The organism is Xanthomonas sp. NCPPB 1754 (genome assembly GCF_041475725.2).
GTDB lineage: Bacteria > Pseudomonadota > Gammaproteobacteria > Xanthomonadales > Xanthomonadaceae > Xanthomonas > Xanthomonas euvesicatoria.
The window spans coordinates 375,342-387,560 of sequence record NZ_CM192982.1 but is presented as its reverse complement, the minus strand read 5'-3'; the positions used below and the strand labels follow the sequence as shown (position 1 = coordinate 387,560).

General features: G+C 60.4%; 11 protein-coding genes and 1 pseudogene. 8 read left to right on the top strand and 4 right to left on the bottom strand.

The window, feature by feature from the left end:
• Window positions 1–304: 304 nt before the first annotated feature.
• Complete coding sequence (gene ilvD, locus ACCQ15_RS01715) at window positions 305–2,143, top strand: dihydroxy-acid dehydratase (RefSeq protein ID WP_372381134.1); 1,839 nt, start codon at window positions 305–307, stop codon at window positions 2,141–2,143.
• Between the two features lie 283 nt (window positions 2,144–2,426).
• Here the strand turns inward: ilvD and ACCQ15_RS01710 are convergent.
• A pseudogene (locus ACCQ15_RS01710) lies at window positions 2,427–3,365 on the bottom strand (integron integrase).
• A 195-nt stretch (window positions 3,366–3,560) separates the two neighbouring features.
• Here ACCQ15_RS01710 and ACCQ15_RS01705 point away from each other — a divergent pair.
• Together ACCQ15_RS01705 and ACCQ15_RS01700 are read left to right on the top strand one after the other, a co-directional pair.
• Window positions 3,561–3,989, top strand: coding sequence for a hypothetical protein (locus ACCQ15_RS01705; protein WP_127167983.1), 429 nt, complete (start codon window positions 3,561–3,563; stop codon window positions 3,987–3,989).
• 821 nt (window positions 3,990–4,810) lie between these two features.
• Window positions 4,811–5,278: a hypothetical protein gene (locus ACCQ15_RS01700; protein WP_372381133.1), complete on the top strand. Its 468-nt coding sequence runs from the start codon at window positions 4,811–4,813 to the stop codon at window positions 5,276–5,278.
• Window positions 5,279–5,352: 74 nt separating this feature from the next.
• Here the strand turns inward: ACCQ15_RS01700 and ACCQ15_RS01695 are convergent, their stop codons facing one another.
• Window positions 5,353–5,877, bottom strand: coding sequence for a hypothetical protein (locus tag ACCQ15_RS01695; protein WP_338334693.1), 525 nt, complete (start codon window positions 5,875–5,877; stop codon window positions 5,353–5,355).
• Between the two features lie 1,048 nt (window positions 5,878–6,925).
• A protein-coding gene (locus ACCQ15_RS01690) for an IS3 family transposase (protein WP_372166127.1) occupies window positions 6,926–8,028 on the bottom strand; the annotation gives its coding sequence in 2 pieces (ribosomal slippage) (window positions 6,926–7,770 and window positions 7,770–8,028; 1,104 coding nt in all).
• A 92-nt stretch (window positions 8,029–8,120) separates the two neighbouring features.
• Between ACCQ15_RS01690 and ACCQ15_RS01685 the strand changes: the two genes are divergently transcribed.
• The 4 genes from ACCQ15_RS01685 (at window position 8,121) to ACCQ15_RS01670 (ending at window position 10,262) form a co-directional block, all read left to right on the top strand.
• Entirely contained in the window at window positions 8,121–8,510 is a 390-nt protein-coding gene (locus tag ACCQ15_RS01685) for a hypothetical protein (protein WP_372381528.1), read from the top strand.
• A 201-nt stretch (window positions 8,511–8,711) separates the two neighbouring features.
• The gene (locus ACCQ15_RS01680; RefSeq protein ID WP_029818363.1) at window positions 8,712–9,074 is read left to right on the top strand and encodes an MAPEG family protein; all 363 of its coding nucleotides are present in this window, start codon (window positions 8,712–8,714) and stop codon (window positions 9,072–9,074) included.
• A gap of 24 nt (window positions 9,075–9,098) precedes the next feature.
• Entirely contained in the window at window positions 9,099–9,494 is a 396-nt protein-coding gene (locus ACCQ15_RS01675; RefSeq protein WP_029818361.1) for a hypothetical protein, read from the top strand.
• A gap of 492 nt (window positions 9,495–9,986) precedes the next feature.
• Window positions 9,987–10,262, top strand: a complete 276-nt coding sequence (locus ACCQ15_RS01670; protein WP_057681352.1) for a hypothetical protein — start codon at window positions 9,987–9,989, stop codon at window positions 10,260–10,262.
• Window positions 10,263–10,455: 193 nt separating this feature from the next.
• Here the strand turns inward: ACCQ15_RS01670 and ACCQ15_RS01665 are convergent, their stop codons facing one another.
• On the bottom strand, window positions 10,456–10,887 hold the full coding sequence (locus tag ACCQ15_RS01665) for a winged helix-turn-helix transcriptional regulator (protein ID WP_008576183.1): 432 nt from the start codon (window positions 10,885–10,887) through the stop codon (window positions 10,456–10,458).
• Window positions 10,888–11,023: 136 nt separating this feature from the next.
• On the opposite strand from ACCQ15_RS01665, the gene ACCQ15_RS01660 reads away from it, so the two are divergent.
• Complete coding sequence (locus tag ACCQ15_RS01660; protein WP_218195868.1) at window positions 11,024–11,902, top strand: SDR family oxidoreductase; 879 nt, start codon at window positions 11,024–11,026, stop codon at window positions 11,900–11,902.
• Window positions 11,903–12,219 lie beyond the last annotated feature (317 nt).

Sequence of the window (12,219 nt, the reverse complement as noted above, 5' to 3'; positions counted from 1 at the left end):
GGCCGCGCCCCAGCGCCCGGATCTGCGCGCCGGTTCGCACTCCTGCCACTGCATGCCCGGACGCATACGTTTACATCGCATTACATGACAGGCAAAGGCGCCGCGCACGTGCAGCCTCGCAAGGCAATGGCGTACGTGCGGTCACTGCACGGCATGCCGGCAGCGCCCGCCGCTGCACTGCAGGTGCACGTCGGCGTGCGTGCTACCGTGCGGACCCTGCGCGTGCGGCGACGGTTGCAGCAGCAACAGTCACGACGCGCTCTAATTGCCAGCCACCGCTCGCCAATCAGCCGTCGAATTCGCCATGCCCGAGTACCGTTCCAAAACCTCTACCCACGGCCGCAACATGGCCGGCGCCCGCGCCCTGTGGCGTGCCACCGGCATGCGCGATGGCGACTTCCACAAGCCCATCATCGCTATCGCCAACTCGTTCACGCAGTTCGTGCCCGGGCATGTGCATTTGAAGGATCTTGGTCAGCTGGTCGCGCGCGAGATCGAACGCGTCGGCGGCGTGGCCAAGGAGTTCGATACCATCGCCGTGGATGACGGCATCGCGATGGGCCACGACGGCATGCTGTATTCGTTGCCAAGCCGCGAGATCATTGCCGACTCGGTCGAATACATGGTCAATGCGCATTGCGCCGACGCGCTGGTGTGCATTTCCAATTGCGACAAGATCACCCCCGGCATGTTGATGGCCGCGCTGCGGCTCAACATCCCCACCGTGTTCGTTTCCGGCGGCCCGATGGAAGCCGGCAAGACCAAGCTGGCCGAGCACAAGCTCGACCTGATCGACGCGATGGTGATCGCCGCCGACGACACCGCCTCCGACGAAAAGGTGGCCGAGTTCGAGCGCAGCGCCTGCCCCACCTGCGGCTCGTGCTCGGGCATGTTCACCGCCAACTCGATGAACTGCCTGACCGAAGCGCTGGGCCTGTCGCTGCCCGGCAACGGCACGGTTGTGGCCACGCACGCCGACCGCGAGCAGCTGTTCCTGCGCGCCGGACGCGTGGCGGTGGAACTGTGTCACCGCTGGTACGGCGGCGAAGATCCCACTGCCCTGCCGCGCGGCATCGCCACCTTCGAAGCCTTCGAAAATGCGATGACGCTGGATATCGCCATGGGTGGCTCGACCAACACCATCCTGCATCTGCTCGCTGCCGCACAGGAGGGCGAGGTTGCCTTCGGCATGCACGATATCGACCGCCTGTCCAAGCGCGTGCCGCAGCTGTGCAAGGTCGCGCCGAATACGCCCAAGTACCACATCGAAGACGTGCATCGCGCCGGCGGCATCATGGCCATTCTCGGCGAGCTGGCACGTGGTGGCCTGCTGCATACCAACGCCGCCACCGTGCACGCACGCACGCTGGCCGAGGCCATCGCGCAATGGGATGTCACCCAGACCGACGATGAAACAGTACACACGTTCTACAAAGCCGGCCCGGCCGGCATTCCCACGCAGATCGCCTTCAGCCAGGCCACGCGCTGGGACAGCCTGGATACCGACCGCAGCGAGGGCTGCATCCGCGATGTCGCACACGCGTTCTCGCAGGAAGGCGGCCTGGCCGTGCTGTACGGCAATATCGCCCGCGACGGCTGCGTGGTGAAAACTGCAGGCGTGGACGAATCCATCCACGTGTTCGAAGGCACGGCCCGCGTGTTCGAGAGCCAGGATGCGGCAGTCAAGGGCATCCTTGCCGATGAGGTGGTTGCGGGGGACGTGGTGGTCATCCGCTACGAGGGCCCCAAGGGCGGCCCCGGCATGCAGGAAATGCTCTACCCCACCAGCTATCTCAAATCCAAGGGCCTGGGCAAACAATGCGCCCTGCTCACCGACGGCCGCTTCTCCGGCGGCACCTCGGGGTTATCGATCGGCCACGCATCGCCGGAAGCCGCCGCAGGCGGCGCGATCGGCCTGGTGCGCGACGGCGACAGGATCCTGATCGACATTCCCCAGCGCTCGATCAACCTGCTGATCTCGGACGAGCAACTCGCCCTTCGTCGTGCCGAGCAAGATGCCAAGGGCTGGAAGCCGGTGGAAGTGCGCTCGCGCAAGGTCACTACTGCATTGAAGGCGTACGCGTTGCTGGCGACCAGTGCGGACAAGGGTGCGGTGCGGGACAAGGCGTTGTTGGACGGCTAGGGACAGCGAGCGCAGCGTGGCCAGCTGGTTTCGGATGGCCAGCGCGGTGCAACGCATTCGGTGGAACATGCTGATGCAACGCAGTCATCGCAACTTGTCTGCAGTCGAGTACTGAGTCGCTGCAAGCAAGTGCGGCGATTGGCCGCCCTCATCGCACGCTCTGGTGTGTCAGAACATGCGATTTCACTGGCGTGGTCGCAAGCATCCATTCATTGCATCGCGGCCCTGCGCGTTAGACGTCGCCACCAGAACCGCTGAGTCCGTCCAGCGGACTTCATACTGCCTACGCACCGCGTCCCAGCACATGCGCATAGATCTGCTTGGTCGTCACGTCCTTGTGGCCGAGCAGTTCCTGCGCCGCGCGAATATCGTGGCCTGCCTCCAGCAAAGGTGTTGCGAACGAATGCCGCAGCGCATGGCAGGTTGCAGGCCGGGCAATGCCAGCCTGGCGCCGTGCCGATTGCACACCGCACGCTGCAGGACTTCTTCCGATACGTGATGCCGACCAACGCGGCCACTGCGCGGATCCACAGAGCGACGCGCGGCGAGGAACAAATACTGCCAGCCGGGCTCGACATTGGCATTGGGATACTTGCGCGCCAGTGCATGTGGCAGAAACACCCGCCCTGCGCCCTCGGCGAGATCAGCGGCGTGCAATAGCAACGCCCGTTCGCGCTGCTGCATCAATTCTCCACGCAGACTGTGCGGCGGCGGCACCCGCCGATCCTTGCCCCCTTTACCATCGCGCACCACAATCTCACCGCGAACCATGTCCACGTCCTTGATCCGCAAGCGCAGGCATTCCAGCAGCCGCATCCCGCTGCCGTACAGCAGCCCCGCCATCAGCCGGCAACACCCCTCCAGCATCGTCAGCAAGCGCGCGACCTCCTCCGCCGAGAGCACCACGGGAATGCGCCGCGGTCGCTTGGAGCGCACCAGATTCTCCATCCAGGGCGACTCCACGCCCAGAACCTCGCGATACAGGAACAGCAGGGCCGCCAGCGCCTGATTCTGTGTGCCGGCCAACAGCTGGCCCGCGTCGCCAGCTCGGTGCGAACGCCTCGACCTCTGCCTGCCCCATCTGTCCTGGATGCCATTTGCCAGTGGACAGCATGAAGCGCCGGATCCGTCCCACATACACCTGCTCAGTCCGCAGGCTGTAATGGCGAAACCGCAGCCGACCACGGACCTGATCCAACAGCTTGGGGGGCAGGCGCGTCATTGCGCCTGCAGCTTCACGGGTGTAACTCGTACGCCTGCTCAAACGTCGGATAACGCACCCAGCATCGGTGCCAAGACCATGGGTTGCCATCCGGCAAGTCATTGCTGCGGGATAGGAATTCCCCTTCCTAGTTATCTGGGCTTAGTCGATACTTGGCGCAACACCGCTTTTAGGCGGTCCAATAGTAGTTAGCCCATGACCCCAGATGATCGTTGGTCACACTTGGCAGCACTTGACGAGGAACTGCTTAAGGGTGGCGTCATCCTCTCCGAGTGGTGTAGCGTCATAGTCCGTGAGACAGACATTGCATTTGTGCATTCAGCTCATTTGGCATCGATTCTCACCGCGATGTCCGGCATTGAGACCTACCTTCGATCTGAGTATGCGCAGTCAAAAAAGGGGCGATTGGTAGACCTGATAGATTTGTCCCCAATTCCGAACACTTTGAAAGAAAACCTGCATACGCTACGCAAGTACCGCAATAAATGGGTGCACATCGACGAGCCATGGGATGACGCCATGCTCCTTGAGCAGCCTCAAACCACCGAGGCAGAGCTTGAGCAAATGGCATTTTTTGCGGCCCGATTACTGCGGGAGACTATCTATGAGAATCCGTGGGTGTAGCGTGGGGCTAACAAATCGTCCAAGTCGACGCCGCTTCGCGGCGAGGCTTAACTCAAGCGTTAGGCAGTGGGGGAACAAATCTAGGGGTGGGCAGCTTCGGTGAGTTTGCTGGTCGGCGTGTGATCGGCTACGTGGCGCAGTAATCGCCACTGCTCATGCCGGTAGGTTTGGTGCTTCGCCGTCAGACGTTGTTACCGCGCTGCGCTCATTTGCTTTTGACTTCGATGACATCACGCACCACTGCATCGCTGGGCAAGTTCCCTCCCACAAGCTATGGCACACTCGGTCCAGGCGGCAATGCTGGGGAGCATGGTTGCACCATCCAACCTTCGCGGCCACTCACTGCCTAACAACTCATTCAAGCCGAATTTGCTTCGCAACTCGGCTTAATTCAAGCGTTAGATATCATGAGACAAATAATCGCACTTCTCATAATTGCCCTAAGCGCCTGCACGCCCAAGCTTCATATTCGTGATGGTGGCCGCACTTTGATCGCTAACACAGAACCAGAGGTGCTCACCTTTCCATCGGTTCAATGCGACGTGCCCAGCAATGCCGGAAAAGAGATTGGCCCCGTATTCCTGATTTTTAGCCAAGCACCGTGGGAGTCTCCCCGCCACCTCTCGATTTCCAAGACGTCGGCTGATCGTGGCTGCGACATGAGTATCTATAAGTTCATCTCTGCACGTGACGCCCACAAGTTCAAACCAGGAGCGGTATTCAGATATATAGCGAAATGCCAGTGCAAGATATGATGTCTAAAAATTCATTCAAGCCGAACCCGCTGCGCGGGTCGGCTTAATTCACGCGTTAGGCGCCACATGAACCTATTAGAATACTTTGCGAACGATGACGGGTCACTTCCAGAAGTGCAGGTAGCCTTCTCGGACTCTTCGCTTGTTCCACTCGCTTTCAAGCATCTTTACGACAGAGGCGCTCGAAACGTCACAGTCAATGGTGGCCACCTCTGGATCAAGGCGTCTGATAGTGAAAAGCCATTCTCTGGTTATGAGGACGCGTTACTTGTCGCGTCGGGCGACGCGGAGGCATTCCACGTGGTCCTCGGCGGCATCGCTGGTTCTTCCTCTCCTATCCCGGATCTTGGAGTGTTCGTTTTTGCGGATAGCCTCGACTTTGATTATAGGATGGGCGCCGTATGGGGCCAGAACGAGATCCAATCATTCCTTGCACTGCTAGACCAGCTCCGTGAGCTTGGCGGGCAAGTATCTGTTCCTTGGTGGGGTGCCGACGGCGAGCAGGATTTCCTTACTGCATTGGGTGGCGCCTAACAATTCATTCAATCCGAACCCGCTCCGCGGGCCGGCTTAATTCAGGCGTTAGGTGGCGGGGATAGATTTCCGCGTCAGACCCATGCGGCCGGTCGCTCTCTCTTGATCAGCGCAGCGACTAGATCGATCGTTTCAGAGCAGTAGCGCAAGAAGGCACTATCCACCTCCACGAGCGTCGCTAGCTCTGATACATCACCCTCATTAAAGAACTCATCGTCCCCTCGGACACGGAAAAGCAGCTGATCTCTACGAGCCATGAGCTCATTGTGGCTGCGGCCTGCACCATGCTTGAGCACGTTAACTGCGAGTTGGACGTCTTTAAACCTCACAAAGAGTTCGTCCTCTCCGGCCTGTTCGATGATGTTCAGTGCCTCCTTAAACCCATCCCCGCAATTCAAAGCATCTTGTAATGCGGCATCAAACATCGCGACCATCCCAACGGCCACAATTGCCCCTTGCAGCTCAATCGCCTGCAAAGCTTTGACAAGAACAGTTGTGCCGTGCTCTTGCAGCTCAGCAAGCACATGTGCTCTATTTTCTTCCAACAGGCCATTGGTCAACGCGGCGCATCGCGTGGCTAGCTCGGAAAATGGGTGCATGGCAGTAATCCTAGCCGCCACCTAACAATTCATTCAAGCCGAACGCGCTTCGCGCGTCGGCTTAACTCAGGCGTTAGGCCCCACACTGAGCAATTGAACAACTGGAAACTGCAATGAGCGTCTCGCAGGAAACACTTACTCGGTGGGCTGACAACTGCCTTCACATGAACCACCTTGGCACTCTGGTGCGACGTGAACTCCAAGCCGGCAACATCCTCCGCGCGGGAGACTTGGCGGAACGCGCTCGAGTTCGGGCGTGGTCGATGCTCAATGAACTGTTTGAAGCAGGTGCTTCCAAGCCCGAGTCGTATGCAGAGCCGGGCGAAGGTGGGCCTAACAATTCGTCCAAGCCGACGCCGCTTCGCGGCCCGGCTTAACTCAGGTGTTAGGCTGTCATGGAAAGTGCAATGCAGTTTCAGCTAATGCGTCTCGCAATTCTCGGGCTGGGGGCCGTTGGCTTCATTGCCATCACGCTAATTCCGCTGCGGGGTTATCTCGTCCTCCGTCACTACCGTCAACTCCTTAGCTCCAACTCTACGGGAACGAGCGTCTACCTGCTAATGATGGCGGTTGTTCTTTCTGCTATTGTCACAGCAGGATTTCCGTTTATGCGCGTCTCAGGGTGCTTGCTAGACTCTCAGGCATGCCATCCAAATCGGTCAGGAGGCTGGTTCTTCCTAGCCGCTATTGGCTTCGTATATCTTGTTTTTGAGCTACTTCTTTTTCTATTAGGCAGGCTGGGTCATCGGTCGCAGCCTAACAACTCATTCAAGCCGAAGTTGCTTCGCAACTCGGCTTAATTCAATCGTTAGGTAGCTATGCGAGATCCCGCAAGAATTGACGAGATGTTGGAGTTGCTCGGAGAGGTCTGGCGACTCGAGCCAGATCTGCGCCTTGGCCAGTTGGTCCAGAATGCGGCGCGCTTTCTAGATCCAGACCTTATCGACATACACTTGACTGAAGATGGGAATCTGAGGAGGGGGCTTGCGAGATACCTTGAGCTACTCAAGAGCTATCGACGTCCCCCCGCCCTGAGTAGCGGTCGGGTTTAGAGTCCGGGGTTGATGATATCGGTGTTTGCCAGATGTTGGGCATAAGCGGACGGCGTCATGCCGCCAATTGCTTTCTTCGGTCGGTCCTCGTTGTATTCGCGTCGCCAGCGTTCGATCTCGGTGCGCGCGTGCAGCAACGTCGGGAACCAGTGCTCGTTGAGGCATTCGTCGCGTAGTCGGCCGTTGAACGATTCAACATAGGCGTTTTGATTTGGCTTGCCGGGTTGGATTAGCCGTAGTTGCACACCACGGGCATGTGCCCAGACGACCATCGCTTTGCCGCAAAACTCCTTGCCGTTGTCGGTGCGGATCACCTTCGGTAAACCGCGACTGTGTGCCAACCGATCCAGCACGCGCGCAACGCCGTGCCCGGAGATCGCGCGTTCCACCTCGATGGCGACCGCTTCGTGCGTTGCGTCGTCCACGATCACCAGACACTTGATCACTCGGCCGTCGGCGGAGCGGTCGAACACGAAGTCCATCGACCACACCTGGTTGGCCTGCGCTGGCCGCAGCAGCGGCTGACGCTCGCCAACCGGCACCTTCTTGCGCTTGCGGCGCCGCACTTGTAGCTGCTGCTCGCGATACAACCGCTCCACGCGCTTGTAGTTCACCAGGCGTCCTTCCTGTCGCAGCTTGAGATAGATCATCCCCACGCCGTAGCGGCGATGGCGATGCGCCAACGCAAGAATGCGCTCGCGCAGTTCGCCATTGCGGTCTTGGCGTGGGCAATAGCGCAGCGCGCTGGCGCTCATGCCGATCGCCGCCAAGGCGCGACGCTCGCTGGCACCACGCCCGATCCACTCGCGCACCAGCGCACGACGCGCCGGTGCGCTCACCACTTTTTTCGCAACGCATCCTTGATCAGGTCGTTCTCGAACAACTGCTCGGCCAGCAACTTCTTTAGCCGCGCGTTCTCGGCCTCAAGATCCTTGAGCCGCTTGGCGTCGGGCACGCTCATTCCGCCGAACTTGCTGCGCCACAGGTAATACGAGGCCTCGCTGAAGCCATGCCGCCGGCACAGATCCTTGATCGCCACACCGGCATCAGCTTCGCGCAGGAAGCCGATGATCTGTTCTTCAGAAAAACGCTTCTTCACGTCCAATCTCCTTGGGGTAGGGAATTGGACTCCAAACTGAGGTGCTACTCAAAATTGGGGGGACGTCGATCAAAGAAAAAGTCCTGCACGGGATGGCCGCAGCCATCGCCAACAATGATTGGCAGGCCACATACGATCTCGTTTGCCATGCTCAAAGCATTCCGGATCAGGAACAGAGGGCTGAGGTTTTCAACAGGCTGTTGGTGATGCCCGGCCATGAGCTCCATCAAAAGATCACGCGCGAAATCCAGTTGCTTCGTCGCCCATCCAGCGTCACGTACATTCGACAGGTACTTGCGAACGGGTTTCAGATGTTCGAGTACACGTGTTCTGAGCCAGGCGTCATCGCGAAATGGTTTAGCCATGCGCTCGCTGATATCGATACACCCGAGTCCATTGCGGTCATTGAAGAGTTTGCGAGATGCAGTGACCCGGAAATCGCGGAAGAAATGACCTACCGCTTGAGACGCATCAATGCCTGAAACCTACGCCAAGGTGTCCTCGAACGTCCGCCGGCAGAGGGAGCCACGGTGCATTTAGACAGAAAGCAGCGAGGCGTGGTCCTCGGTATGGCATCTGGCCTTTTTGCTTCTCTACTCGTTGTGTTCCTGCTATCACGAGCGTTCTTGCGCTGGGACACACCAGAGCGGGCAGTTATCAGCTTGCTGTTGCCGGCCACGGGGATGTTTGTCGCTATCGCACGCATGGCCAAACATCGCTTCGTTACGCCTGCAGACATTGACGGCAGCGCGATGAGTGATGGCACCATTCGTGCTAAAACGTTGCAATCTTTGCTTCAAAATACGACAGAGCAGCTAGCGTTTGCGCTGCCGGTCTACGTCGCCGCCCTCATGAACCCGCACCGCGGCATCCAAGCCGCAGTTCCGGCATGCGCTTGTGCGTTCTTGCTTGGAAGGCTGACGTTTTTTGCGACCTACAGTGGCGGTGCTGGCGCCAGAGCGCTGGGGTTCGCGCTGACCTTCTATCCCACTGTGCTCCTGCTCATCTGGCAACTCGTGCTGCTTGCAGTTAGTGTTGCCGTCTAACAATTCATTGAGGCATTGGGCCGCATGCAGACGTTTCTAGAACCTGTCGGCTCCGAGGTCCAATGGCATGAAGGCGCAGACGTTACCGAGATCATCAGCACCAGCTCTGGCCTGCGCATTGTTGTGGCGGCGCCGGCGGGAGTCGACCGCCACCTTGAGATCCACTTTCCTTTCGTTCGGGCATTCCAGGCGATGGACGAAGGGGACATGCTTGAGTACTGGGAAAGCCCGCTCACTACAGGCCACGTCCTCTACAAGGTCATTTCCGGCGGCTGGCGGGATCGCACCGCAGGTCACTTCCTGCACGTCACCGCATCGTTAGACTCGATGCAGGAGTGGCTCATAGTCTCCGAGTGCCTCTGTGTGTCTGTGCTCTCAGCGTATGTGCCGCATCTGCGCGAGTTCGGCGATGCGTCGTAACCATTCATTCAAGCCGAACCCGCTTTGCGGCTCGGCGTACCTCAAGCGTCAGGCCGTATGACCAGCTGCCCCATTTGCTCACTTCAACTGCAAGAGATTGATGTCGCCCCGTGCTTCGACTGCGGGCATGTGCCTGGCGAGCTAGACGAGTGCATTCGCGGAGAGCACGAGTACCACGCCTTTGAAATTTGGGGCCAAGAGATTGTCCTCTGCGACTTCTGTGATGCAGATTTTGGATCGTACTTTCCGGATTACTGGGGCCTGCCGGAGCGGCCACTGCCAGATTACCCGCTGCATCTTGTTCGCAAGGTTGAGAGCCCCGGCATCGAACGGGACCTATACTGCGCCAACTGCAATCACCGCCTGGAGTTTCTACTGTTCCGGTCGCGTGTGGCGGCGCAGAATGCGGCCTAACAACTCTTTCAAGCCAAGTCCGTCTCGCGGGCAGGCGGCAGCGTAATTCAAGCGCTGGCGCTCTTCAGGAATCGGTGCATGGATAAGTCACAAGCAGACGCAATCGCGCAGGCCATACTTCAGCCGGATCTGGAAGCACGAGAAAAGATTCGTCGCAGGCGTGCCGCGAAAGATCGGGCCGTGGCGGGCCGTCGGATGGTTGGCTGGTTCTCGCTTTCCGGCTTCGTCATCGGTGCCGGTGTGGCACACCTTACTGGCTATCGCTTCACCGATGGCATCATTTGGGGTGGCATCGCTGGCGGCGGGGTTGGCTGGGCTGCACTGACGCTGTGTCGTCGCCGGTTGGCGCCCTGACACTTCATTCCATCCGACAGCACTTCACAGCGCGGACTGACTCACGCATCAGACCGCACATGAGAGAGATGCGAGCAGGGACACCACGAGTGCCTTCTGCAGTCACGGCCGACAGCCCAGCCGATGCGCACGCGGGAGCGCCGCTGCACCACCTCAGCGCATTGGCTTGAATCGCGGTGACGCAGCACTGCGCCTATGCCATCGCTTCGTCGGGATCCAACGCCACTGCCGCCTGCTGCGCGCGATCGAATCGCTCACGCGCGGCGCGGATGCTGCCGTGGTTTTCGCCCGCCCACGTGAGCAGTTGCGAGACCGGGCCGAGGAGGGAAATTCCCAGCTTGGAGAGCGCGTATTCCACGCTCGGCGGCTTGGTGGCGTAGACCTTGCGGGTGATCATGCCGTTGCGCTCAAGATTGCGCAGCGTCTGGGTCAGCATGCGCTTGGAGATGTCCGGCACGGCGCGCTGGATGGCACTGAAGCGGGATGGGCCGGGGATCAGCGTCAGCAGGATCAGCAGGGTCCACTTGTCGCCGATCTGGTCGAGTACATCGCGCACCGGGCACTTAGTGGCGTCGAAGGGTCCTTCCAGGGACGGCGGCAGCGGGAACAGGGCAATCGCATTCACGTGGGGTATCTCACGGTAACCAGGGGGAGCGAAACTGCCTCCTTGCGGAGGCCGGGGCGGGGCTGACACTATGCGGGCGACCAATGAGGTCTAGATAGTAGACCAAATCTCTTATGCGAACCTACCGGAGCCCGTCATGACATCTACATCCCCCCTGATTCTTGTCACCGGCGCCAGCGGGCAGTTGGGTGCGCTGGTTGTCGAAGCGCTGCTTGGCCATCTGCCTGCCAACCGCATCGTAGCAACGGCGCGGGATACCGCGTCACTTGCCGAGTTCGCAAAACGCGACATCGCGGTACGTCAGGCCGACTATGCGAACCCGCAAAGCCTGGACACCGCCTTCGCCGGCGTGGGCCGCGTGTTGCTGGTCTCGTCCAATGCGGTTGGCCAGCGCGTGCCGCAACACCACAACGTGATCGAGGCTGCAAAGCGCGCCGGGGTAGAGCTGCTGGCGTATACGAGCATCCTGCATGCCGATACCAGCACGCTGTCGCTGGCCGCCGAGCATGTGGCCACCGAGGCGCTGCTGCGCGAGAGCGGCGTGCCGCACGCGTTGTTGCGCAATGGCTGGTACACCGAGAACTACACCGGCTCGATCGCCGTAGAAGTCGCCCACGGCGCGGTGATCGGCAGTGCGGGCGACGGCAAAATCAGCGCCGCCACGCGCGCCGACTATGCCGCGGCGGCGGCTGCAGTACTGGCTTCGGACGCCCCACAGGCCGGCCAGGTGTACGAGCTGGCAGGCGATACCGCTTTCACGATGGCCGAGTACGCCGCCGAGGTGGCGCAGCAGTCGGGCAAGCCGGTGGCCTATCACGACCTGCCGGAAGCCGATTACGCGGCAGCGCTGGTGCAGATCGGCCTGCCAGCCGGCTTTGCGCAGGTGCTGGCGCAGTGCTCGGCCGCCTCGCGCGACGGCGCCCTGTTCGATGAGAGCCAGACGCTGGGCCGGTTGATCGGCCGCCCCACCACGCCGTTGCGCGACGCGGTGGCGGCGGCACTCGCGGCGCGCTGAGTCACGGCGCGACCACTGCGCTGCCCAGCGTTCGGCACGCAGTGGTTCGCGCAGCGTTGAGCAAGTGCGACGTGGCCCCTTGGAACCCGGCGAACTTCGTGGCGCTTCACCGCATGCAACCAGCGGCGGTGGCTGGCTGGTCGGCGTGGCTGCGTGTGTCGGGATGATCTCCAGTGCGTTGGACCAGTGGCACTGGTTCAGGCGATCAGCTATGGCGCTGTTCTGAAAGGCCGATCAGCCGCCGTGCGCGTCTCGGTTGGTCAACGCGTGGCGCGGTGAGCGCGCCGATGCGGCACTGGGTTGCTGCCAGCGCTGGA